Raw genomic sequence first — 21718 nt, 5'->3', positions numbered from 1 at the left:
CTTCTCTTAGCGGAGGGGCCGGTTGCGGCTGAAGAGAAGATAGAGCGCGCGGGGGTTGGTGGTCAAATAACGCCAGAGCAGACGGCGCGGCTCGAGCAAGGTGCGCCAGGCCCATTCGAGCCCGATCTTCTGCATCCATTGCGGCGCGCGGGAACGGCTCCCTGACAAGAAGTTGAATAGTCCGCCGGATGTCTTGATCACGCCAACATTGGTCAGATGCGGCGTGAACTCCTTCACGAATGCCTGTTCGTTGGGCACACCGAGCGCGACCCACAGATAATCCGGCGCCAGGGCATTGATCTCCTCGACCTTGGCACGCAGCGCCTCGCCGCGAAGATAGCCGTGGCTACGCCCGACGATCTTGAGACGTGGATACATCTTCTGGACGTTTGCGACCGCAGCGGCATTCTCGGGCTCGCTTGCGCCGAACATGTAGAAGGTGCGGCCGGCGGCTTCGGCCTTGCGCGCGACGACGTGGAACAGGTCCGTGGTTGCGACGCGCTCCGGCAGCGGGAACCAGGATTGCAGCTTCGAAGCTGCGACCAGCGGCTGACCGTCGGCGTTGATCAAATCAGCGGCACGGAACAGGCGTTCGGTCTGCGGCTCGGTCGAGCAGCGCGCCAGCACCTCGCCATTAGCCGAGGTCAGGAACAGCGGACGGCCGATGCGATGGTCGGGATTGGTCGCCTCGATCATGAAATCGGCGGTCTCTTCCAGGTCGAGCGCGGCCATGCGAAGTCCGCCGACGGTGATTCTCGGCACCTCGGCAGTTGCTGCCCGTCCGTCGAAGTTGACGCGGCGCTCAAGCATATTGTTTGCCTCGCTGGCGCGTTTGCATTGCAGGGGTCAGCTCGTCGAGCACGACGCCGACGAGCTTGCGCTCGGCCTGGCCGAGCGCGGTCAGGATCTCTTCCAGGCTGTCGTTGACGTCGAGGCTGGTCGGCAGCACGGCCACCAGCGAGTCGATGTCGTCGAGCAGCTTGCGGCCGCCGGAAGCGAGCGGCATGGCCGGGCCGTCGAGGATCACGAGATCATAGCCGCCGGCGGAACGGGCCTGCGCAATCGCCTTGCGGATGGCGTCGGCGGCCTTGCCGGCGTCGCCCTCCGCGGCGGGCAGCACCGAGATGCCGTTGACCGTCCTGATCTCGCGTGCGTCCTTGCTGCCGATCGAGAGCCAGCCGAGCCTGCTCGGCTCGCTCTTGCCGGGACGGATGACCTTGTTTGAGAGCGAGCGCGCCTGATGGTCGGCATCGATCATCAGCACGCGGGCGCCGTCGCGTGCGGCCGCCAGCGCGAAATTCAGCGCGGTCACGCTGCGGCCGCTGGTCCTGCCGGCACCGACCAGCGCAACCACCGGCATCGCCTTGCCGCCGGCGCGCCGCGCCACCGCCGCGCGCAGGTCGCGCCAGGCGTTGAGCAGGCTCGTCAGGGGAAAGCCCGGGCGCAGCGTCGGCCAACCCAGCCGTGTGAGATCGACGCCGCCGCCGGTGGGAAGTAGGGCGCCGAGCGTGTGGATGACGTCGGCCTCCTGGAAGCGTGCGATCAGCGGCTTCTCGATCAATGGCTGCTCGACCATGGAAGGCTGCAGCGGAGGCGCGGCAAGTTCCGGCGGAGCCGACGCAGCTTCAGATGCGCGCGGGCTCTGCCGCGGTTGGGCAACCTCCGCAGCCCGCGGGAGCTCCGGTGCTCGGGATGCCTGTGGCATCGGCGAGCGCTCACGTCGGGCGGGTGTCGGCGTCGCAGGCGCGGTTGCGCCAGCGAACAGCAAATCTGCCACAACGAACCAGCTCGATGCAGCGATCGCTCCGAAAACGAAGCCGATCATCGCGAACAGGCTCATGGCCGGCGGGAACGAGCGCCGCTGCGGCACCGTCGCCTCGCCGATGACGCGGGCGGCCGAGGTGTTCAAGCTCTCCTGCTCCTCGGTCTCGCGGGAGCGCTTGAGAAAGGACTGATAGACCTCGCGGCTGGCATCGGCTTCGCGCTCGAGCTCGCGCAAGCGCACGGCGGCCTGGCTGAGCTGGACACTCTGCCGCTTCTGCGCTTCCAGCGCCCGGTTGAGCGAGGCCTCGAAATCGCGGGCGCGCGTCAGATCGTTCTTGGCGGACTGGGCGAAGCGGTCGATCTCCTCGTTGATGGTGCGCTTGAGGTCCTCGACCTGCTTCTCGGTCTGGCGCAGTGCCGGATGGCGCGGGCCGAGCTCGCCGGCCTGCTCCGCATATTTCTTCCGCGCATCGGCATATTGCGCGCGCAAATTCGCAATGGTCGGCGATTGCAGCGCCTCCGGAATCGCGCCCGCGTCGGCAGCTGTACGCCGGCTCGCCTCGATCTGGTCGAGCCGCGCCTGCGCATCCATCGTCGCCGCGCGGGCCGCGGAAAGCCGCTGGTTGCTGGCGGAGAGCTGCTGATCGCTGATCAGCGCATCCTGGGTGCCGACGAAATTGTTCTGGGCCTTGTAGGTCGCCAGCGCGGTCTCGGCGTTGCGCAGCCGGTCGCGCAGCTCCTTCAGGCGGCTGGAGAGATCGTTGGTGGCCCGCCGTGCCGCCGAAGCCTGCGAATTGCGAGATTCGGCGAGATAGGCATTGGTCAGCGTGTTGGCGAGCATCGCCGCCTTCGCTGGATTCGTCGACCAGACCTCGACGTCGACGATGAAGCTCTTCTCGGTCTTGCGAACGGCGATGTGCCTGTTCAGCGCCTCGAGCGCCGCAAGCTGCACCTCCTTCGTCTCCGCGGCGGACGGCGCGCGGGGCTGCAGGCCGATCAAGCCGAGCAGCGACGACATCAGGCTCGCAGCGTCACCGCCTCCGAATTCCGGGTCCTTGTCCAGACCCGCCTGCTGGATCACCTGGAGCAGCACGCTGTTGGAGGTGATCAGGCGCGCCTGGCTCTCCACCACCATGGACATGCCGGACACGTCCTGGGCGCGCGGCGTGAGCTCGCGGTCGACGAGCTGAAGCTCGCGCGGGTCGACATAGAGCTGAGCGGTGGCGGTGTAGCGGGGCGTCACGCTCTTGCCGATGGTGACGGCAAGCGTTGCGCCGAGCAGGGCGGCCGCGGCGATCGCGACCTTCCGCCGCCAGAGCAGAGTGGCGAGCTCCAGCACGTTGAAGCCGGCCTGAGGCTTCAGCTCTGAGGCCTCCGGTCCGGCTCGATCGATCGGCTGGTTATAATCAAGCATGATCCCCAGCTTTCATTCCAAGTGCCGCGGGCTGAGGGGTTACTCTTCGCTTTACGCCACGCACCCGGGATATAGGTGCCCAATCAACGCAACAGGGAAAATTAACCATACTCATTGAGGGACTATTCACCGAAATGGCAAACAAAGCGTTTAAGCGCATGCCATCCCTCGGCGCGTCCTTATGACGCCCGCGATACCCGCCTCTTCCAGCAATTAACGGTTCGTTACCGCGCGCAGCATGGCCGCGAGCCGCCGTTCGTCCGGTGATGGGCCGCGCACGTGCCATCGCCGTCACTTCCTCCGAAGAATGACGTGATAGTCGCCGCGGCGGACGTCGGTGCCGCGCGGCAGCACGGCGTTCAGCACCGCGGCGCCGGCGTCGACCAGGGCCGCAACCAGCGGCTTGCGCCGGCGCATCTCGGGATAGCGCGGACTTTCGACTTCACGGCGGTAGATCATCTCGAGGCCGTTGGCGGCAGCGAATGCCTGGAGCCGGGGCAGCGTCACCAGCGGATGAAAGAAGGTCGGGAACGGAGGCTCGCCGGGCAGGCCGGCGTCTTTGATGCCGCGGATGTGCCGGTAGAACCAGACGTGAAACCAGTGCGGCGAATATTTGGTGACGACCCCGGAGAGCGAGCGCGGATTGGGCGCGCCGATCAGGATCATCCCGCCGCGCTTGAGCGCGTCACGGAAATTCAGCAGCGCGGCGTCGACATCAGGCAGATGCTCGATCACGTTGTAGCAGATCACGAGATCGAAGGTCTCGCGGGCGAAGCGGTAAGTCTGGACGTCGCCGAGGATGGCCTCGTCGGCGTAGGTGTTGTTGCGGACCTGGTCCTCGTCGATGTCGACGACGGTGACCTTGCTGCGGCTCAACAAGTCCGGCGGCAGAACGCTGCACGAGCCGCCGCCTGCTTCATAGATCGCAAGCCGGCCTTGCGGCAGCTCGCGGCACAGCACGTCATGGACGGCGAGCAGGCTGTCGCGGGCTTCTCCGGGGACGAGATCATGCAGCGCCTCGGCATAGGGCGCGGCCGCGGGAAGTTGGATCGCCGTGGCTGTCGCGAAATCGATGGTGGCTGGCTTGTTCATGGATTCTGACCGCGCTTGTTCTATTCAAATTTACAGGAAAAAATGCGCCTGCCCGAAGAGCAAATCCGATGCCGCATCGTCTCACCGGTCGCAGTGCTTACGGCCCGGTTAATGCGCATGCGCATTAACTACAGCATTGTTCATGTTGGAGCGTTGTCCGCGCGTGGACCGCCAATTGCAGCATGACGCGCGGCGAACTTGGTGGTCATGTGCCGCGCGGCAGTCGTCCATTATGGGACGCATCTGTTCCGCGGCGATGTGCCGTCGTGGGACGCGTATCGAAGCAGGGCTTTTTCAATACATCTCGGACATCTAGACCTCATGACATTGATCCCGACAGACCTGTCTGTGGCGCGCATCTCGGATGCCGTGGGCGATCCCAACCGGGAGATCGTGGCGAGCTCTCGCGTCATCGACCTGTCGGTCGGCATCGTCGTCTGCGTTCCCTGCTTCCGTCGTCCGCAACACCTGCGCCTGACGCTGGAATCGCTGGCGAACCAGCGCACCCCGCGTTCCTTTGCCGTCGTCATGGTCGAGAACGACGCGATGCGGCGCGAAAGCGCGCCGGTTGCCGCGGAGTTCCTGGCCGCTGCAAGGCTCAAGGGCGTTTGCCTCATCGAGAAGCGGCAGGGCAATTGCCAGGCGATCAATGCTGCCTTCGAGACCGCGCAGGAGCTGTTTCCCGCTGCAACCCGTTTCCTGATGATCGACGACGACGAGATCGCATCAAGCGACTGGCTCGAGCTGATGGTCCGCACCGCGGAGGCGACCGGCGCCGATGTGGTCGGCGGGCCGGTGCTGCCTGTGTTCGACGACGACAGCAAGCCCTGGCTGTCACGTCATCCCGCCTTCTGTCCAGCCTACGAGTACAGCGGCGCGGTGCCGCTGATCTACGGCTGCGGCAATTGCCTGATCACGCGTGCCGCATTCGAACGGTTCGACCGTCCCGCGTTCGACCTGCGCTTTAATTTTCTCGGCGGCGGTGATTGCGATTTCTTCGTGCGGTGCCGTGACGCCGGCATGCTGTTCCACTGGACGGCGGAGGCCGTCATCACCGAGACCGTGCCGCACAACCGCACCAGCCTCGGCTGGATCGCAAAGCGCGGCCTGCGTATCGGTGCGATCAACTATCGCGTGCAGTACAAGGCCGCGCGAAGCGCATCGGCGCGGGTGCGGGTGTTCGCGCAGATGCTTGGACGGTTGCCGCTGTCGCTGCTTCGCGCCGCGGCCTTGTCGACGTCGTCGAAAGCCGTGGTCGCGATGCATCCGGTGATGGTCGCGTTTGGCGCCGCCCTGGCGGCCCTCGGCCTCGAGCCGAAGCCTTACGAGGCCTCGAAGATCGCGTCTTGACGCGGCGGGGACTAGATGCCGAAGCGGGCGAGGGCGACCCGGATGGCCGAGCGTGGCAGCGATCTGAGCGACCGCCGGCCGATCATCGCGAGATAAGCGAACGCCTGGCGATACCTGCCGAAGCGGACCGCCTGCATCGCCGAGTAGGTGACGAGATGAATCTCGGCGGCGAGACGCAGCCCGGCCGTCATCCGCCCGGGCAGTCGCGCCAGGATCAACCCGTCATCGAACACCCGCGCAATGGCCGGGAAGAAGTCCTTTGGCGTCCGGACCGCAGCGTTCATGGTGTTGGCGGTGTGCAGACGATAATCGAGCAGCAGCTCCGGCGCGAACTCGAACTCGCCGATCGCAGCGAGGCGGCACCAGCAATGCCAGTCCTCGCAATATCTAAGGGACGTATCGAAGCCGCCGATGGCACGGAAAGCTTCGGCGCGTGCGAGCGCGATGCCGCCATTGACAATGAAATTGCCGGCGGCGAGCCGCGTCAGCACGTCGCCCGACGGCTTCCGGCGCCCCTTCAAGAGGCCGCGCCGACCGATCTGGCGACCTTCGCTGTCGATCGTGTTGTAGTCGCCATAGACGAGAACGGCGCGCGGCGCGCCGCGCGCCGCAGCGAGCAGCGCCGCCACCGCACCAGGACGCAGGCGATCGTCGGCATCGAGAAAGAGCAGCCACTCGCCGCTTGCCTGTCGCGCGCCGAGATTGCGCGCGGCCGATACGCCGGCGGAATCGTTGCGGATCAAGCGCAGCCGCGGGTCACGCACGCCGCGCACGATCGCAACGGTTTGGTCGGCCGAGCCATCGTCGACGACGATCACCTCGGTCACCTCGCGTTGCGCCAGTGCGCTGGCGAGGGTTTCGCCGACATAGGCCGCAGCGTTCTTGGCGGGAATGACGACCGATACCGATGTGGTCGAGCCGACCTGAAGCGGCAAGCGCGCCGGCACTGTCGCGCGTGAGGCGGCTGGCAGTTCGAGAACCTCTTCGGCGGTGATCACGCTACGGCTCGCCTTTAATGATCTGTTAACCAGGACCCGTGTGCCGCGCTAAGAAACGCTGACGATCGCCAAGTCCGGCGGCCTCGGATGATACCCGCATTGCGCTCGAACCCGTTGCCGAGAAGGCCCGCGTCTCGCCGGTTTCGTAGAATAACGTTAAGTCGCTGGCATTAAGCCTGTGGCAAATTTCAAAGAGTGCGGCAGACGGCCCCGTGCGAGAATGCGCATCGGACTGCCGCGGATGGAATCCAGTGCCCGCAAACACGTTCGAACACGGCCCCGATGCGATGATCCTGAACCTCTTCTATGAGGACAAGGACGACCGCTGGTTTCCCGGCGACCGGCATCTGCGGCGCATGGCCCGCCGGTTGCTGCTCGGCGAGCCGCGCATGAGCGGCCAGCTGCGCGTGTTCCTCAATCTCTGTGCGGGGCTCGACCGGCTCGGCATTCGCTACCGCGTCAACGATTACGGTTATATCGCGCAACATCCCGACGAGCTCGCCTGCATCGTCGGTCGCACCTTCCTGCTCGACAAGTTCGCGTGGAAGAACCCGATCCTGCTCGGCGTTGCCGCCCACAATCATCCGCTCGACGACCCCGACTTGTTCAAGCGTCTGCCGGTGAAGAAGGTCGTGGTGCCCGGTCCCTGGTACGTCGACATGTACCGGCCATATTGGCCCGAGACCGAGGCCTGGCCGGTCGGCATCGACACGAATCTCTGGGCGCCGTCGGCTCGAGCGCAAAAGACCGTCGACGTCCTGATCTACGACAAGGTGCACTGGGACCGCGAGCGCTACGCGCCGGAGATGATCGAGCCCGTTCACGCCCGGCTCGTCAAGGAAGGCCGCTCGTTCACGGAGCTGCGCTACGGCAGCTATAAGGAAGCGGATTATCAGGACGCGCTCGGGCATTCGCGCGCGATGATCTTCCTGTGCCAGAGCGAGAGCCAGGGCATTGCCTATCAACAGGCCTTGTCCTGCGGCGTTCCGGTGTTTGCCTGGGATCCGGGCGGACCGTGGCGCGACCCCGATTATTATCCGCACCGGGTGCAGTTCGCGCCGGTGTCCTCGGTGCCCTATTGGGACGAACGCTGCGGCGTCAAGTTCACCGACGTCGCGGGCTTCGAGGCCGGCTGGGACAAGTTCTGGGCCGGGTGCAACGCAGGCGCGTTCGATCCCCGCGGCTACATCCTGGACAATCTCACGCTGGAGCAACGGGCGCTGCAATACTACGAGATCGCGCTGAGCATCATGCGGCAGCCCGCGGTGTCGCAGACCTCCGCAACGCCCGTTGACGGACCGTCAGAAGTGTCGAGCCAGGACCGGAAGCTTCACCGGCGTCATCAGATGTCTTGAGCCATGGACCGCAGCGCCGCCGACATGACCGACGTCGAGGCCCAATCGTTCGGCCAGACCCTGCGCGATCGCCTTGCAGGTCTCGATGCCGTGCCGCTGGCGCGCTGCCTCGTCGCGGTCGGGGCGCTGCTGCTGGTGCTGGTGACGCTCGATCCGTTCCCGGACCTGCGCAATCCCGACGTCACCATCATCGTCGGCGGACGAATGGCGCTGACCTATGTCGCCTGGGGCCTCCTGGCGGCGGTGGCAATGCTGTGTGTCGCAGCCACGGATGCGCCCGCGCTGAAGAGCCTGGTGACACCGTTGCATCTTTGCCTGCTGGGCTGGCTCGCGATCAATATCGCCTTTTCCGAGAGCCGCGGCGTCTCGATGCAGCGATTCGTGCTCACGGTCAGCGTGACGTCGCTCGCCATCGTGTTGCCGTTGCTGCCGCCGACGCAGCGCAGCTTCAATTTATGCCTCGGTGCCGCCGCACTCGTGCTGCTCACGCTGTGCTATCTCGGCGTCTTCCTCGCCCCGCAATATGCGATCCACACGGCGCTCGACGTCACCGAGCCGCAGCTCGCCGGCGACTGGCGCGGCAGCTTCGGCCACAAGAACATCGCCTCGGCCGTGATGACGATCCTGGTCTATGTCGGCTTCTACCTGTCCGCCGTCGGCTCGTTCGTGATGGGGCCTGCGATCGCCGTGCTGGCCGGCACCTTCCTGATCTTCACCGGCGGCAAGACGTCGTCGGTGCTGTGCCTTGCGATCTACGCGCTCGCATCACTGGTCTATGTCACCCCAGGCCTCTGGCTGAAGCGGATCATCTGCTTCGTGCCGCTGGTTGCGATGAACCTGTTGACCGTCGGCAGCGTCCTCAGCCCTGTGCTCGCGTCGATGACGCGGCTGCTTCCGCTCGATCCCACCTTCACCGGACGCTCCGCGATCTGGGACTTCGCGCTCGCGGCCGTCGCCGAGAAGCCGATCATTGGCCACGGCTATGCGGCGTTCTGGGACGACGTCAGTGCGCGGGCCACCGCCCAGGGCGCCGAATGGGCGACGTCGGCGGCGCACAGCCACAACAGCTATCTCGATCTCGCGGTCACCATCGGCTTGCCGGGGCTGCTGCTCGTGATTCTCATCTTCGTGCTGGCCCCGCTCGGCAATTTCCAGACCGCCCATGCTCACAGCCGCAGTGGCGCACTTGCCAAGCTGTTCCTGACCGTGTGGTTGTTCGGCCTGTATTACGGCGCCACCGAGACCTTCCTGCTCGAACGGCAGAATCCGATCTGGTTCATATTCGCGCTGTCGGTGGCCGGACTGCACTTCCTGGCCAGGTTTCAATGCGTCGAGCAGATCGAGCCCCGCGGATGACCTTCCTCAGCGCAGATCAGCCCGCTGATGTTGCGTGCAGCGCGTCGGCCTTCGCGGTCGATATCCTGCGTGATTGGCGGCACGCGGCCTTGCGCCTGGGAGCGGGGCACCGCACCGCGTTTCAGCATGTCGACTGGCTCGGCGCCTGGTACGCGGCGTTTCACGACGTCGCTCCGCTGATCGCATTGATTTCCGATGCTGCCACCGGCAGGGACATCGCGGTCGTGCCGATGATCAGCCATGTCAGGCGCGGCATCCGCATCGTCGAGTTCGCGGACCTCGGCGTCTCCGACAACAACGCACCGATCCTGGCGCTTGATGCCGCGTTGGATGCGGGCGCGGCGGACACGATCAACACGGCGCTGATCGGCGCGTTGCGCGCGCTGCCCGACCGTCTCGATCTGCTGCGCCTGAGGAAGATGCCGGCGGAGGTCGGCGGCAAGCCGAACCCGCTGGTCGCGCTCGGCCGGATCGGATCCTCCTCGCTCAACGGCAATCTCGTGTCGATGGACGACGCCTATGACGACTATCAGGCCTCGATCAAGCGCCTGCAGATGGGGCGCTGCTGGCGGGTCTTCAGCCGTCATGCCGGCGCACGGTTCGAGATCGCCGCCGATGTCGGGCGTGCGCACGAGCTATTGGACGTGATGGATGTCCAGCAGCAGGCGCGCATGCGAAAGCTCAAATCGCCGTTCGTTCTCAACGACGAGACCCATGCGCGATTCTATCGCGAGGTCGTCCGCCGCGGCGTGGCGGACGGTTATGCCATGGTCTCGGCGCTGGTGTGCGACGAAGGCGTCGTCGCCACCGCGCTCGGCGTCAAGCATGGCGCGACCTATTTCCTGCTGCGCATCAGCCATGCCGGCGATCCATGGTCGAACTGCTCGCCGGGCCTGCTCGTCACCGAGCGCACCATGGCCGCGCTGCACGCGCAAGGCGTGCGCCGTTTCGACCTCAGCATCGGCAATCAGGCCTACAAGCGCCGCTTCCGCGCCGAGAGGGTACCGCTGACCGACGTCAGCGTCGCGCTGTCCTGGCGCGGTCTGCCCTATGTCTGGCGCGATCACGCCGCGCAGGGCGTGCGCCGTCACCCCAGGCTCGCTGCCTTCGCCGCGCGGGCGATGGGCAAGGGCGCGCGCTGACGGGCGCCGTCTGTTTCGCCATCATCTCGGAAGGCCCGCGCGGAAGGCATCCAGCAACGCGCGTCCTTGCGGCCAGTCGCCGAGCCCGCTCGCGGCATTGATGTGGCCGAGCGCGCCCGGCACGATCAGGCCGGACTGCCAGTCCTGCGCCCGCCGCCGCGTCACCTCGAGCGCTCCATATGGATCATTCGTGCTCGCGATGATCAGCGCGGGAAAGCGCAACGCGCGGCGGGGGACCGGCTTGAACGCCGCGGCCTCGGCAGGAAAATGGCTGCCATCCGGATCGGGCACGGCGACCAGAAAGGCGCCCGCAATCGCGGAAGGGAAGCGCACGGCCCAGTGCGCCACCAATAGGCAGGCGAGGCTGTGTGCGACCAGGACGGGCGGCCTGGCGCAGCGCGCGACCGCGTGCTCCAGGGCCTGCTCCCAGTCGTCGAGCTCCGGCTGGTCCCAGCTCGCCGGCCGGAAGCGCGTGAAGCGCGCATCAGCGCGCTCCCATAGCGTCTGCCAGTGATTATCTCCGGAGCCGCCGAGCCCAGGCAATGTGATGATGTCGTGCATGTACGTCCCGTGATATCTGAGGTGACGCCGCAGTGTGACCGATTGCGGTCCTGCATCACATGGCAAGTCATCGGCGAAATCGACCATCTGCCGATGATCTCAAGGTGGAACGGAGAATTGAGTTGGATCGCTTCGGGAGCATCGATGCCAAGGATTTGAAGATCCTCGAGGCGCTGCAAGCCAATGCGCGCGTGCCGTTGTCCGAGCTCGGCCGTTCCGTCGGGCTGTCCCAGCCGGCCGTGTCCGAACGCGTCAAGCGGCTCGAGGAAGCCGGCATCATCGAGGGCTACGGCGCCCGCATCAACCCGCGCGCCCTCGGGCTCGGCCTGATGGCGCTGGTGCGCCTGCGCACCTCGCACGAGCACATCAAGACCTGCCTCAAGCGGTTCAGCGAAATCCCTCACATCATCGAGGTCCATCGCGTCACTGGCGATGACTGTTTCGTGCTCAAGGTGCTCGTTCCGGCGCCGGAGGATCTCGAGACCATCGTGGATCGCATTGCCGGCTTTGGTGCCGTCACAACCTCGCTGGTGCTACGGAGCGAACCCGCGCGGCCGATCGGCAAGGACCTCGTCAGGAAGAAGATCGAGCGGAGCTGAGGCGGCATTCCTCGAGGGAATGCCGCTCGGGCCGCATCAGCCATGCAGCTTTTTGGCAGTCTCCGCGATCTGGCGGCCCTGATAGCGCGCGCCGGCGAGCTCGTTGGCGCTGGGCTGGCGGCTGCCGTCGCCGCCGGTGATCGTGGTGGCGCCGTAGGGCGCGCCGCCCGTGACCTCGTCGAGCTTCATCTGGCCGGCAAAGCCGTAGTTCATGCCGACCACGACCATCCCGAAATGCAGCAGGTTGGTGATGATCGAGAACAGCGTCGTCTCCTGGCCGCCATGCTGGGTCGCGCTCGACGTGAAGGCGCCGCCGACCTTGCCGTGCAGCGCGCCCTTGGCCCAGAGGCCGCCGGCCTGGTCGAGGAAGTTCGCCATCTGCGAGGCCATGCGGCCGAAGCGGGTGCCGGTGCCGACGATGATCGCGTCGTAATTGGCGAGGTCCTCGATCTTCGCAACGGGGGCTGCCTGGTCGAGCTTGTAATAGGAGGCTTTGGCGACCTCGGCCGGCACCAGCTCGGGCACCCGCTTGATGTCGACGGTCGCGCCGGCCTCGCGCGCGCCTTCCGCGACGGCATTGGCCATCGCCTCGATGTGGCCATAGGCGGAATAATAGAGGACGAGAACTTTAGTCATGGTGGTCTCCGTTGGGGGAAGAAATGAGTCGTTCGGTTCGGTGTCGTTGCCGGGCTTGACCCGGCAACCCATCGTTCTTTGAACAGCTCCTTGCGAAGGGCGATGGATGCCCGGCTCAAGGCCGGGCATGACGAGTTCATGTGGATGCGGTTTACGCGGCGTCGACGAGCACGAGCTCGGAATCTTCCAGCGCCGTGATCTTCAGCTTGGCTTCGTCGCGGATCGCAGCGCCGTCGCGGGCGTTGACCCGGACACCGTTGATCTCGACGGAGCCTGCCGCCGGCACCAGATAGAGATGCCGCGACGCCTGCGGCGCGTACTCGGCGCTCTCGCCCGCCTTCAGCGTGGTGGCGAGCACCCGCGCATCGGCGCGGATCGGGAGCGCATCCGTGTCATCCTCGAAGCCGCTCGCGATGGTGACGAGCTTGCCGGAGCGATCGGCTTTCGGGAAAGGTTTTGAGCCCCAGGTCGGCTGCCCGCCGCGCTCGGTCGGCTCGATCCAGATCTGGAAGATCCGCGTCCTGGTCGGCTCGAGATTGTACTCGGAGTGGCGGATGCCGCTGCCGGCGCTCATCACCTGCACGTCGCCCGCTTCAGTGCGGCCCTGGTTGCCCAGGCTGTCCTGATGGGTGATCGCGCCCTCGCGCACATAGGTGATGATCTCCATGTTGGCGTGGGGATGGGCGGGAAAGCCGGTGTTCGGCGCGATCTCGTCGTCGTTCCACACCCGCAACGCGCCGTGGCCCATGTTGTTCGGATCATAGTGGCTGGCGAACGAGAAATGATGTTTTGCCTTCAGCCAGCCGTGATCGGCGCCGCCGAGTTTTGCGAAAGGTCTGAGTTCGATCATCTTCGTAATTCCCTGGGTTGGACGAGCGGCGCCTTGTTCAGGCGCCGAACCCGCCGTCGACGTTGAGCACGGTGCCGGTGACGAAGGAGGCTTCCGGGCTTGCGAGGAACACGATTCCGGCGGCGACTTCCTCGGGGCGGCCGAAGCGCTGCAGCGCGTGCTGCTTGCGCTGCGCTTCCGCGAAGTCGCGGTCGTCGTCCGGATTCATGTCGGTGTCGATCGAGCCGGGCTGCACCACGTTCACGGTGATGCCGCGCGGGCCGAGGTCGCGTGCCGCGCCCTTGGTGTAGCCGACCACGGCCGCCTTGGTGGCGACGTAGTCCGCAAGGCCAGGGAATGTGGCGCGGTCCGCGAGCATCGAGCCAACGGTGACGATACGGCCGCCTTCACCCATCAACTGCGAGGCGGCGCGGATCGCCGCGATCACGCCGTGAACGTTGACCTGGTCCTGCCGAGCCAGCGCTTCGGTGTCGGCCTTGGCATCGTCGGTCGCGCCGCCGGCGGCGACGCCGGCATTGTTGACGAGGATGTCGAGATGGCCGAATTCCTTGGCGACGTCGTTGACGAGCTGCGTCACGTCCTTCGCGGAAGCCTGGTCGGCCTTGAACGCACGCGCCTTGACGCCCTTCGCCTTCAGCTCAGCGACGACGGCCTCCGCCTTGTCGGGCGAGGCGACGTAGCTGATGGCGACATCAGCGCCTTGATCGGCGAGTGCGCGGGCAGAGGCCGCGCCGATGCCGCGCGAGCCGCCGGTGACGAGGGCAACCTTGCCTGAGAGCTTCTTGGTCATTGGATTTTCTCCATGTTCCGAATGTCTGATGGCTCTTGGATAAGCTCTCGCCTGTGGTATAGAAATAGAAACTGTTGAAACCCATTGTTTCCTTAAATGCCCCCTCAGGACCGCCCGCCATGGCAAAACTCCCCGACTTCGAGGCACTCGCGATCTTCGCAAAAGTCGTGGAGCTGCGGTCCTTTGCCGGGGCCGCGAGCGAGCTTGGGATGTCCAAGGCCACGGTGTCCAAGGCGGTCACGCGGCTCGAGGAGCGGCTGGGCGCCCGCCTGTTCAACCGCACCTCGCGCCGGCTCGCGCTGACCGATGCCGGCCACAAGCTGGCCGAGCGTGCGACGCGCCTCTTGGCCGACGGCGAGGCCGCCGAGAACGAGGCGCTGGCGCAGTCGGTGGCGCCGCGCGGCCTGGTGCGGCTCGCCGTCCCCATGACGTTTGGCATCAAGGCGGTGGCGCCGCTGCTGCCGGAATTTTTCGAGGCCTATCCGGAGGTCTCGGTGGACCTTCACCTGAGCGATGCGACCGTGGATCTGATCGGCGAAGGTTTCGACATGGCGGTACGAATCGCGCGGCTGCCCGACTCGTCGCTGATCGCGCGGCGGCTCTTCACCATGCCGCGCTACACGGTCGCCGCGCCGTCCTATCTCAAGCAACACGGCCGGCCGACGCACCCGATGCATCTCGCCGAGCACAAATGCTTCGCTTACGCCTATCTCTCCACGCCCAACGTCTGGCACTACACCAATTCGGCCGGCGAGCAGGCCAGCGTGCGCCCGGGCGGCCAGCTTCGCGTCAACAACGGCGAAGCCGTGATGCCGGCGCTGATCGCGGGCCTCGGCATCGCCGAGCTGCCGGAATTCATCGTCGGTGAAGCGATCTTGTCAGGCGAGGTCGAAGTGATCCTGAAGGACTGGAAGCAGGCCGAAGGCGCCGTGCACCTCGTGACCCCGCCCGGCGGCCCGCGCCCGGCGCGCGTCGAAGCGCTCGCCGATTTCCTCGCAGCGAAGCTGCCCGGCACGTGCAAGCGGCGGCCGCGCGGGAAGGTGAAGGGGCCGTAGCGCGAACGGCTTCAGCGCCCCTGTCGTTGCGAGCCACCGGGTCCGCGTAAAGCGCGGCCCGATGACAGGCTCCGCGAAGCAATCCAGAATCTTTCCGCGGCGAAAGTCTGGATTGCTTCGTCGCAAGAGCTCCTCGCAATGACGGGGTGCGGCTACGACACCTTCACGCCATGGCTCGCGACTACGCGCAGGCTCGGCTTCAGCGTCCCCTCCAATTGCGCCTTCAATTCGTGAACGCGTGGGTCGCTCGACCGCGCCGCGCACACCCCGTATTGATGGACGGATTGCGCCAGCGCGCGCCGCGCTTCCGGCGTTCGCGTCAATTCGGGCGTCGAAAGCCGCAACACGATCGCTGCGAGATTCACCAGCATCTCGTCCAAGGCGACGTCGATGGTTCCAAGATTGTGCATCACTCACTCCCTGGAAGGCCAACAATGGCTGCAGGCACGCGTTCCTGGCCACCCTGGACATGGCTAACGCTTGGTAAACGTCTTGTTCCTGGCCGTCCCTACGTTAGGCTGGCCCGTGAACAAAGAAAATCAGGGGAGGCCCACCATGGATCGCCGCGATCTCTTGCGCGCCGCTGCGGCATTGCCGTTGGTGCGGGCAGCCCTACCGGAGAGCGCGTTCGCGCAAGCCTATCCGGCGCGCAACATCACCATGATCGTGCCGTTCCCGGCCGGCGGACAGGCCGATCTCGCGGCGCGTCCCGTGGCACAGGCCCTGGAGCGGATCCTCGGCAAGCCCGTGATCGTCGACAACCGGGCGGGAGGCGGCGGCGGATCGGTCGGCAATGCCGCGGCCGCGCGTGCCGAGCCCGACGGTTACACACTGCTGATGACGCTGTCCTCGCTCGCGGTGCTCCCCGAGGCCGACCGGCTGTTCGACCGGCCTGTCGCGTACGAGGTCTCGCAGTTCATGCCGATCGCGCGCGTGCTCGCCGATCCGACGCTGCTCGCGGTGCCGGCCTCGGCGCCGTGGAAGACCGCGCAGGATTTCGTCGAGGATGCGAAGACGCGGCCGGGCCAGATCGCCTATGGCTCGTCCGGGCCGTACGGCACGCTGCATGTCGCGATGGAGATGTTCGCGAGCAGCGCCGGCATCAAGCTGCTGCACGTGCCGTTCCGCGGCGCGGGCCCTGCGCTGACCGCGATCCTCGGCGCCACCGTGCAGGCGATCGCCGCCGCACCCGGCACGCTGAAACCGCAGGTCGACGACGGCAGGCTGCGCGTGCTCGGCAATTGCGGCGCGCAGCGCATCGCGAGCTTCCCGGACGTGCCGACCTTCCAGGAGCTCGGCTACAAGGACGTCGAGTTTTACATCTGGGCCGGGCTCTTCGCACAGAGTTCTCTTCCTGCGCCGATCGCGACCCGCCTGCGTGAGGCGATGGCGCAGGTGATGACGAGTCCTGATGTGCTCAAGGCGTTCGAGACCTCGGGCAGCCTCGTCGCCTATCAGGACGCGCCGGCCTTCGCGCAGTTCATCGCCGCCGACAGCGCGCGTCTGATCGCGGCGGTGAGGAAGATCGGCAAGGTGGAGTAGGTTCCAGCCGCGCTTTTCACATTTTGTTGTTGGTCCAGAACAAGCCCGTGTCTCATTGATTGAAGATAGTTCGAAAGACTTGGGAAGGATCTGGACATGCGAGCAGAGCGGATTGCGCTGGGTGTGGCGCTTGCGGTCGGCGGCATCGTGGCGCAGAGCGCTGCGTCCGCGCAGGAGTACCGCGGCACGATGGAACAGCAGATGGCTTGCACGCCCGATGTGTGGCGGCTGTGCAGCGATCAGATTCCCGATGTGAACCGTATCGTGGCGTGTCTGCAACAAAACACCCCGCAGCTCTCCAGCGGCTGCCGTGCCGTGTTCCAGTCGAACAACCAGGCTCAACCGCAGCAGCCGGTCCCGCGCAATCGCGCCGCACCGCCGCCGCGCTTTAACAATGCGCCGCCGCCACCGCCGTACGGGCAACCGCGTCCTTATTACGAATATGACGATTAGGCTCTGAGGAGCGCATGAGAGATGCGCGCCGGCATGCGATCGTGCCGCCTCGTTCAGCGCTCCGGCCTGCTGCCCGATTGAGGACGCGGTCCGAGCACCATCCGCAAGACGACACCGAACAGAATGGCTGCGACCGGCCAGTGAAACCAGATCCTGTTGCTGGTGAACAGATTGATCAGGATCAGGAAGGCCGACACCGTGAGAGCCGCTGCAACCGGGCGGGGCAGCCTTGCGAGCCAATCCGAGACGACATTCGTCGGCGAAGACGGCACGCGCCTGTCGTCCATCCGCGGAGCCCGCGCTCGCTCTGAGGGCGTTGCACGCTCCTCGATCGGGAAGCTCCCCGGCCCGGCGGCTTGACCACCCACTTGTCCGCTCACTTGGCCACCCAGGGTCAGCCGGTAACTGGTCAGCGGAGCAATGTTCTTCATCGGGCGCTGGCCGAGGCAGTCGAAGCCAACGGCTAGTTTGTTGTGCACCTGATCGTAGACGGAGCTCGAGATCACGACGCCGCCGGGGTCGGCGAGCTCCTGCAGGCGCGATGCGATATTGACCCCGTCGCCATAGATGTCGGAGCCGTCCACCATCACGTCGCCGAGGTTGATGCCGATGCGAAACCGCATGGGGTTGGCCTGGGACGCATCCGAAGCCTGGCTGGAGATCTCCTGCTGAATCTCGACCGCGCATTGCACAGCCTCCACGACGCTGGCGAACTCGGCGATCACGGCATCGCCCCAGGTGTTCACGATCCGGCCGTCATGGCGCTCGACCAGGCGCGCGATGGCCGCTCGGTAGCGGCGGAGCGTCTCCAGCGTTCCGGTCTCGTCCGCTTCCATGAGACGAGAATAGCCGTACACGTCAGCGCACAGCACGGTGGTCAGTCGTCGTTTCACCTTGTCGTCGGTCATCGCCGCCATGCTAGCCCGCCTGACCGGCAATGCAACCAGGCATCGTTATCCGGCGCCGTCCTGCGGCCTGACCTCGCAGACGTCCACCCATTCGGCGGCGGTCAGCTCGGCCATGCGATCGGGGGTGATGCGCACCGCACTGTGGGTAGAGCCCGCCGCCGGCACCACGACATCGAACGCCTTCAGCGAGACGTCGCAATAGACCGGCAGCGGCGACTTCAGCCCGAACGGGCAGACGCCGCCGACCTCGTGCCCGGTGATTTCGGCGACTTCCTCCAGACCCAGCATCTTCGGCTTGCCGCCGAACTGCGCCTTCACCTTCTTGTTGTCCATGCGCGAGGTGCCGCTCGCGACGATCAGGATCACGCGCTCCCCGACGCGCAAGCTCAGCGTCTTGGCGATCATTCCGGGCTCGACGCCATAGGCCTCGGCCGCCAGCGCCACGGTCGCGGAGCTGATCGGGGATTCGATGACGGAAATATCGGGGGCTTTCTCGGCGAAGAAGGCGCGAACGGATTGCAGGCTCATTCCGGGCAGCTCATTCCAATCTCACAGGCGGGCGACGACCCCTAAGCGACTCCTGGCAGCTCGGAGAGCGCGCGGACACGATGATCCGGTGCGAAGCCGAGCTCATCCATCTGGGTCCGGATCGCCCTGAACATGGTGAGCGGTGCCACGAGTTCGGTCTCGACGCAAGCCAGCGCCATCGCTTCCGGCGTCACCCGCTCGATCCAGGCGACCTTCAATCCGAACGATTTCGCCCCGGCGGCGTCCCAGGGATTTGAGGAGACGAACAGAACCTCATCAGGCGCGGTGCCGAGCACCTCGCCGATCAGCTCATAGGTCTGTGGGCTCGGCTTGAAGATTTTCTTCGCGTCGACGCTGATGGTGGCATCGAGCAGGGCATCGAGGCCGGAATTGCGCACCAGCGCATCGAGCATGTCCGGGCTGCCGTTGGAGAGGATGGCGAGCTTGCGCGGTCTCAGGGCCGCAAGCGTATCCGCCGCATCCGGATAGAGATCGAGATGCAGATACTTCCCGATCACGCGCTCGAACGTCTCGTTCTCGTAGGCCAGCCCGAGCACGCGCAGCGTATAGGCGAGCGAGTCGCGCGTGACCGCGTCAAAATCCTGGTAGCGCTGCATCAGCGAGCGCAGCCAGGTGTATTCGAGCTGCTTGATGCGCCAGACCTGCGTGATGATCTCGCCATAGCCGGGAAACGCATCCTCGGTCACGTCAGCGACCGACTGGATGTCGTAGAGCGTGCCATAGGCGTCGAAGACGACGGCTTTGATGCTCATCAGCTGTCCTTCCGGGCCGTTGCGGTCACGGGCAACTTTGATCGGCAGGGTACCTCATCCCCAGCCTACCAAGGAACAACGGACGTCTGCCACTGCAACCGTGACCGGCGGCCCCTGGACCCATGTGCTCGCAGCCCGCTATTTACGGCGAAACGCGTCCAGCAACCCCTCTATGATCTTGCGACCGTGAATGCGGGTTTTCTTGGGGTCGGACGCCGTTGGAAGCTTGATCGACAGCTCGCAAATGACCGCGTCAAGCATGTGTCCAAGCAGATCTATATCATCGAAGACCAGCTCACCTTCGCGCTTGAGCGCCCTCAGCGTCGCCTTCAAAAGCGCCATTGGGTACTGCTCTTCGATCTCTGCGAAGCGGGCATGGCCGAGAACGACCGGCGCTTCTTGAACCACAATTCGCGCGTAATCAGGCTCGATCGAAACATCCAGATACGCATCGATGCCGGTGTAGAGCCGCTCCCAAATTTTCGACTTCCGCTTGGAGAGCTCCTGCACGCGTGCAGCGGCATCCGATTGCAGCGAAACGACGACGGCGTCGAACAGAGCCTTCTTATCCTCGAAGTGGTGATAGAACGCACCGCGCGTCACTCTCGCAGCTCTTGAAATCGCCTCGATGCCCGCGGCCTGATAACCCTCACGGGCGAATATTTCCCGCCCGGCAGCAAGCAGCGCTTGCCGGGTGGCTTCCGCATATTCCTCACGCCGCGTTCGTTGGTCAGTAGCAGCCTTGTTCATAGGCCATTTACATACCGCTTGACATGAAACATGCAAATTGAATATTACATACTCATAGTATGTGGAATGGTCCTGGTATGTCAGACCGAGGAGGTTGCCGTGAATGGAGACCGGATGTTCGAGCTGGCGCAGGGTCTGGCTGTTGCCAAGAGCAGGCAAAACGTCGCCTCTGCACTTGCCTTTCTCGACAGGGACATGGTGCTCGAAGGACCCGCGTTCGGCACCCGCGCAAAGGGACTTGCGGAAAACGAGGCGGCGCTGGCGCGGTTTTTCAAGTCTTTCCCGGATTACAACGTCGTGCTGTCCGGCCACGCCAACGACGCCGAGACGCTGGTTTGCTGGGGAGAGGTGCGAATGACCATGACGGGAGACCGCTTTGGGGTCACTCCCAACGGAAAGCGCGCCGAACTTCCGGTCTTTATCCGCTTCACCTTCCGTAATGACCTCATTGCAAGCGAATACTTCTTCTTCGATCTCTCGGCCCTGTGCGCGCAGTCAGGGGTCTCGACCGATCAGGTCCGTCGGAAGCTCTTTGGCGAAGTTCTCTAGTCGTCTGGGGGCATCACACGTTTACGCAATGGAGAATGGCACGATGGATCCGCGCATAAAACCTGTTGCCGATATCAAAACGGTGCCGCTGTTCGACATCGTCGTTGATCTCGATCCACGTCTTTCCTTTGGCGAGACGCCCATCGGCCGGCGGGTTCTATTCGGCGCCGCGGGGGGATCGTTCGCCGGAGAGCGCGTGCGCGGCGAAGTTCTTGCTGGCGGCGGCGACTGGGCCCTCTTCCGGCCCCACGGAGAGATGGCTCTCGACGTGCGTCTGACCTTGCGTACTGAGGACAACGAACTGATCTACATGACCTATGGCGGACGCTGGATCACCCCGCCCGAACTGAAGGCCGACATGGCCGATCCGGCCAAGCGCTACACAGTCGATCCCTCACGCTACTATTTCCGAACGCAGCCGTTGTTTGAGACAGGCTCTTCCGCCTACGCCTGGATGAACGACATCGTGTGCGTCGGAACCGGATATCTCGTCGAGGGCGCGGTGGCCTACAAGATCTTTCAGGTTGTCTGACGTGACAGCAAGCGAGGGCTCGGAATCCCCTTCTCCCGACTTCAATTTGTCGCAAAGACTCGCGGCGGAGGGACTCGGGACCTGCTTTCTGCTGATGGCCGTGGTGGGCTCCGGCATTCTCGGGGCCCGGCTGGCCAGCGGCAACACGGCTGTCGCGCTCATTGCCAATGCACTTGCGACGGCGGCGGCGCTATATGCGCTGATTGAATGGTTGGGTCCTGTGTCCGGGGCTCATTTTAATCCCCTGGTGACCGCCGCGCTCGTCATCAGAGGCGATTTGCCGCTTCGAACGGGAATTTCATACGTTCCCGTTCAACTCGTCGGCGCCTTGTTGGGAGTGGGTGTGGCGAATGCAATGTTTGCAGCGCCGGTCTTTTCCTTCTCGGTCAACGACCGAAGCGGCTTTTCCAATTTGTTGAGCGAGTTCGTCTCGACATTCGGACTGCTCGGAGCGGTGTGGGTTTGCTCACGGCTTCGTCCGGCATCAGTTGCTGGCGTTGTCGCCGCTTACATCGGCGGTGCCTTCTGGTTCACAGCGACCGACTTTGCCAATCCAGCGGTGACCATCGCACGCGCTTTTACCGACTCATTCGCAGGCATAAGGCCCCAGGATGTCATCGGCTTCATCGCGGCAGAGGTCATCGGCGCGGGTGCCGCGATCGTTGTGTTTCGCTGGTTGTTGCCGGCACGAGCTGGTGTTTGAGGTTTGAAGCGAACACCG

24 protein-coding genes are annotated in these 21718 nt (G+C 65.0%); 11 read left to right on the top strand and 13 right to left on the bottom strand.

Going from position 1 to position 21718, the window contains the following annotated elements; genetic code table 11:
* Positions 1–6: 6 nt before the first annotated feature.
* From AB7M16_RS14635 to AB7M16_RS14625, 3 genes are all read right to left on the bottom strand, one after another.
* Entirely contained in the window at positions 7–810 is an 804-nt protein-coding gene (locus AB7M16_RS14635) for a WecB/TagA/CpsF family glycosyltransferase (protein ID WP_453944298.1), read from the bottom strand.
* Entirely contained in the window at positions 803–3178 is a 2376-nt protein-coding gene (locus tag AB7M16_RS14630) for an exopolysaccharide transport family protein (protein WP_453944297.1), read from the bottom strand. The genes AB7M16_RS14635 and AB7M16_RS14630 overlap by 8 nt, the downstream gene beginning before the upstream one ends.
* 291 nt (positions 3179–3469) lie before the next feature.
* Positions 3470–4270 carry a class I SAM-dependent methyltransferase gene (locus tag AB7M16_RS14625; protein ID WP_453944296.1) on the bottom strand — a complete coding sequence of 267 codons (801 nt, stop codon included), beginning with the start codon at positions 4268–4270 and terminating at the stop codon, positions 3470–3472.
* Positions 4271–4591: 321 nt separating this feature from the next.
* On the opposite strand from AB7M16_RS14625, the gene AB7M16_RS14620 reads away from it, so the two are divergent.
* On the top strand, positions 4592–5620 hold the full coding sequence (locus tag AB7M16_RS14620) for a glycosyltransferase family 2 protein (RefSeq protein WP_453944295.1): 1029 nt from the start codon (positions 4592–4594) through the stop codon (positions 5618–5620).
* 11 nt (positions 5621–5631) lie between these two features.
* Here the strand turns inward: AB7M16_RS14620 and AB7M16_RS14615 are convergent, their stop codons facing one another.
* A complete protein-coding gene (locus tag AB7M16_RS14615; protein WP_172787106.1) occupies positions 5632–6618 on the bottom strand; it encodes a glycosyltransferase in 987 nt (328 codons plus the stop codon).
* A 251-nt stretch (positions 6619–6869) separates the two neighbouring features.
* Here AB7M16_RS14615 and AB7M16_RS14610 point away from each other — a divergent pair, with 251 nt between their 5' ends.
* From AB7M16_RS14610 to AB7M16_RS14600, 3 genes are read left to right on the top strand one after another with little or no spacing between them, the layout of a single operon-like run.
* Positions 6870–7973, top strand: coding sequence for a glycosyltransferase (locus AB7M16_RS14610; protein ID WP_453944294.1), 1104 nt, complete (start codon positions 6870–6872; stop codon positions 7971–7973).
* Between the two features lie 3 nt (positions 7974–7976).
* Complete coding sequence (locus AB7M16_RS14605; RefSeq protein WP_453944293.1) at positions 7977–9329, top strand: O-antigen ligase family protein; 1353 nt, start codon at positions 7977–7979, stop codon at positions 9327–9329.
* Positions 9326–10471: a GNAT family N-acetyltransferase gene (locus AB7M16_RS14600; RefSeq protein ID WP_453944292.1), complete on the top strand. Its 1146-nt coding sequence runs from the start codon at positions 9326–9328 to the stop codon at positions 10469–10471. The genes AB7M16_RS14605 and AB7M16_RS14600 overlap by 4 nt, the downstream gene beginning before the upstream one ends.
* A gap of 21 nt (positions 10472–10492) precedes the next feature.
* Here the strand turns inward: AB7M16_RS14600 and AB7M16_RS14595 are convergent, their stop codons facing one another.
* The gene (locus AB7M16_RS14595) at positions 10493–11032 is read right to left on the bottom strand and encodes an RBBP9/YdeN family alpha/beta hydrolase (RefSeq protein ID WP_453944291.1); all 540 of its coding nucleotides are present in this window, start codon (positions 11030–11032) and stop codon (positions 10493–10495) included.
* Positions 11033–11154: 122 nt separating this feature from the next.
* Here AB7M16_RS14595 and AB7M16_RS14590 point away from each other — a divergent pair, with 122 nt between their 5' ends.
* Complete coding sequence (locus tag AB7M16_RS14590; protein ID WP_453944290.1) at positions 11155–11631, top strand: Lrp/AsnC family transcriptional regulator; 477 nt, start codon at positions 11155–11157, stop codon at positions 11629–11631.
* 36 nt (positions 11632–11667) lie between these two features.
* Here the strand turns inward: AB7M16_RS14590 and wrbA are convergent, their stop codons facing one another.
* The 3 genes from wrbA to AB7M16_RS14575 all read right to left on the bottom strand — a co-directional run bounded on the left by wrbA (position 11668) and on the right by AB7M16_RS14575 (position 13907).
* Complete coding sequence (gene wrbA, locus AB7M16_RS14585; protein ID WP_453944289.1) at positions 11668–12267, bottom strand: NAD(P)H:quinone oxidoreductase; 600 nt, start codon at positions 12265–12267, stop codon at positions 11668–11670.
* A 151-nt stretch (positions 12268–12418) separates the two neighbouring features.
* The gene (locus tag AB7M16_RS14580) at positions 12419–13117 is read right to left on the bottom strand and encodes a pirin family protein (RefSeq protein WP_453944288.1); all 699 of its coding nucleotides are present in this window, start codon (positions 13115–13117) and stop codon (positions 12419–12421) included.
* Between the two features lie 37 nt (positions 13118–13154).
* Positions 13155–13907, bottom strand: a complete 753-nt coding sequence (locus AB7M16_RS14575) for an SDR family NAD(P)-dependent oxidoreductase (RefSeq protein ID WP_453944287.1) — start codon at positions 13905–13907, stop codon at positions 13155–13157.
* A gap of 119 nt (positions 13908–14026) precedes the next feature.
* On the opposite strand from AB7M16_RS14575, the gene AB7M16_RS14570 reads away from it, so the two are divergent.
* Positions 14027–14962, top strand: a complete 936-nt coding sequence (locus AB7M16_RS14570; RefSeq protein WP_453944286.1) for a LysR family transcriptional regulator — start codon at positions 14027–14029, stop codon at positions 14960–14962.
* Between the two features lie 152 nt (positions 14963–15114).
* On the opposite strand, the gene AB7M16_RS14565 is transcribed toward AB7M16_RS14570, so the two are convergent.
* Positions 15115–15372, bottom strand: a complete 258-nt coding sequence (locus AB7M16_RS14565; RefSeq protein WP_172787117.1) for a hypothetical protein — start codon at positions 15370–15372, stop codon at positions 15115–15117.
* A 145-nt stretch (positions 15373–15517) separates the two neighbouring features.
* Here AB7M16_RS14565 and AB7M16_RS14560 point away from each other — a divergent pair, with 145 nt between their 5' ends.
* Both AB7M16_RS14560 and AB7M16_RS14555 read left to right on the top strand, forming a co-directional pair.
* Positions 15518–16504 carry a tripartite tricarboxylate transporter substrate binding protein gene (locus AB7M16_RS14560; RefSeq protein WP_453944285.1) on the top strand — a complete coding sequence of 329 codons (987 nt, stop codon included), beginning with the start codon at positions 15518–15520 and terminating at the stop codon, positions 16502–16504.
* 96 nt (positions 16505–16600) lie between these two features.
* Positions 16601–16957 carry a hypothetical protein gene (locus AB7M16_RS14555; protein WP_172787119.1) on the top strand — a complete coding sequence of 119 codons (357 nt, stop codon included), beginning with the start codon at positions 16601–16603 and terminating at the stop codon, positions 16955–16957.
* Between the two features lie 53 nt (positions 16958–17010).
* Here the strand turns inward: AB7M16_RS14555 and AB7M16_RS14550 are convergent, their stop codons facing one another.
* From AB7M16_RS14550 to AB7M16_RS14535, 4 genes are all read right to left on the bottom strand, one after another.
* Positions 17011–17865, bottom strand: coding sequence for an adenylate/guanylate cyclase domain-containing protein (locus tag AB7M16_RS14550; protein WP_453947182.1), 855 nt, complete (start codon positions 17863–17865; stop codon positions 17011–17013).
* Positions 17866–17910: 45 nt separating this feature from the next.
* Positions 17911–18393, bottom strand: coding sequence for a YbaK/EbsC family protein (locus tag AB7M16_RS14545; RefSeq protein ID WP_172787120.1), 483 nt, complete (start codon positions 18391–18393; stop codon positions 17911–17913).
* A 41-nt stretch (positions 18394–18434) separates the two neighbouring features.
* Positions 18435–19166 (bottom strand): haloacid dehalogenase type II, encoded by a 732-nt coding sequence (locus AB7M16_RS14540; RefSeq protein WP_453944284.1) that lies wholly within the window; start codon positions 19164–19166, stop codon positions 18435–18437.
* Positions 19167–19304: 138 nt separating this feature from the next.
* Positions 19305–19916: a TetR/AcrR family transcriptional regulator gene (locus tag AB7M16_RS14535; protein ID WP_212259306.1), complete on the bottom strand. Its 612-nt coding sequence runs from the start codon at positions 19914–19916 to the stop codon at positions 19305–19307.
* Positions 19917–20030: 114 nt separating this feature from the next.
* Here AB7M16_RS14535 and AB7M16_RS14530 point away from each other — a divergent pair, with 114 nt between their 5' ends.
* The 3 genes from AB7M16_RS14530 to AB7M16_RS14520 are packed head-to-tail and all read left to right on the top strand — an operon-like array spanning position 20031 to position 21700.
* A complete protein-coding gene (locus AB7M16_RS14530; protein WP_453944283.1) occupies positions 20031–20465 on the top strand; it encodes an ester cyclase in 435 nt (144 codons plus the stop codon).
* Between the two features lie 43 nt (positions 20466–20508).
* Positions 20509–20997 (top strand): DUF3237 domain-containing protein, encoded by a 489-nt coding sequence (locus tag AB7M16_RS14525; RefSeq protein WP_453944282.1) that lies wholly within the window; start codon positions 20509–20511, stop codon positions 20995–20997.
* A 1-nt stretch (position 20998) separates the two neighbouring features.
* Positions 20999–21700: an aquaporin gene (locus AB7M16_RS14520; protein WP_453947181.1), complete on the top strand. Its 702-nt coding sequence runs from the start codon at positions 20999–21001 to the stop codon at positions 21698–21700.
* Positions 21701–21718 lie beyond the last annotated feature (18 nt).

The sequence above is a fragment of the Bradyrhizobium sp. USDA 372 genome (genome assembly GCF_053629095.1).
The sequence above is the reverse complement of the archived record's forward strand: the minus strand, read 5'-3'. Positions and strand labels throughout refer to the sequence as shown.

Excerpts from the sequence above, each read along its gene's own strand:
- AB7M16_RS14560 (WP_453944285.1), top strand. The coding sequence starts at position 15,518 with ATGGATCGCCGCGATCTCTTGCGCGCCGCTGCGGCATTGCCGTTGGTG.
- AB7M16_RS14635 (WP_453944298.1), bottom strand. The coding sequence starts at position 810 with ATGCTTGAGCGCCGCGTCAACTTCGACGGACGGGCAGCAACTGCCGAG.
- AB7M16_RS14525 (WP_453944282.1), top strand. The coding sequence starts at position 20,509 with ATGGATCCGCGCATAAAACCTGTTGCCGATATCAAAACGGTGCCGCTG.
- AB7M16_RS14545 (WP_172787120.1), bottom strand. The coding sequence starts at position 18,393 with ATGAGCCTGCAATCCGTTCGCGCCTTCTTCGCCGAGAAAGCCCCCGAT.
- AB7M16_RS14605 (WP_453944293.1), top strand. The coding sequence starts at position 7,977 with ATGGACCGCAGCGCCGCCGACATGACCGACGTCGAGGCCCAATCGTTC.
- AB7M16_RS14625 (WP_453944296.1), bottom strand. The coding sequence starts at position 4,270 with ATGAACAAGCCAGCCACCATCGATTTCGCGACAGCCACGGCGATCCAA.
- AB7M16_RS14540 (WP_453944284.1), bottom strand. The coding sequence starts at position 19,166 with ATGAGCATCAAAGCCGTCGTCTTCGACGCCTATGGCACGCTCTACGAC.
- AB7M16_RS14630 (WP_453944297.1), bottom strand. The coding sequence starts at position 3,178 with ATGCTTGATTATAACCAGCCGATCGATCGAGCCGGACCGGAGGCCTCA.
- wrbA (WP_453944289.1), bottom strand. The coding sequence starts at position 12,267 with ATGACTAAAGTTCTCGTCCTCTATTATTCCGCCTATGGCCACATCGAG.
- AB7M16_RS14530 (WP_453944283.1), top strand. The coding sequence starts at position 20,031 with ATGTTCGAGCTGGCGCAGGGTCTGGCTGTTGCCAAGAGCAGGCAAAAC.
- AB7M16_RS14580 (WP_453944288.1), bottom strand. The coding sequence starts at position 13,117 with ATGATCGAACTCAGACCTTTCGCAAAACTCGGCGGCGCCGATCACGGC.
- AB7M16_RS14595 (WP_453944291.1), bottom strand. The coding sequence starts at position 11,032 with ATGCACGACATCATCACATTGCCTGGGCTCGGCGGCTCCGGAGATAAT.
- AB7M16_RS14550 (WP_453947182.1), bottom strand. The coding sequence starts at position 17,865 with ATGACCGACGACAAGGTGAAACGACGACTGACCACCGTGCTGTGCGCT.
- AB7M16_RS14565 (WP_172787117.1), bottom strand. The coding sequence starts at position 15,372 with ATGCACAATCTTGGAACCATCGACGTCGCCTTGGACGAGATGCTGGTG.
- AB7M16_RS14600 (WP_453944292.1), top strand. The coding sequence starts at position 9,326 with ATGACCTTCCTCAGCGCAGATCAGCCCGCTGATGTTGCGTGCAGCGCG.
- AB7M16_RS14620 (WP_453944295.1), top strand. The coding sequence starts at position 4,592 with ATGACATTGATCCCGACAGACCTGTCTGTGGCGCGCATCTCGGATGCC.
- AB7M16_RS14555 (WP_172787119.1), top strand. The coding sequence starts at position 16,601 with ATGCGAGCAGAGCGGATTGCGCTGGGTGTGGCGCTTGCGGTCGGCGGC.
- AB7M16_RS14575 (WP_453944287.1), bottom strand. The coding sequence starts at position 13,907 with ATGACCAAGAAGCTCTCAGGCAAGGTTGCCCTCGTCACCGGCGGCTCG.
- AB7M16_RS14570 (WP_453944286.1), top strand. The coding sequence starts at position 14,027 with ATGGCAAAACTCCCCGACTTCGAGGCACTCGCGATCTTCGCAAAAGTC.
- AB7M16_RS14535 (WP_212259306.1), bottom strand. The coding sequence starts at position 19,916 with ATGAACAAGGCTGCTACTGACCAACGAACGCGGCGTGAGGAATATGCG.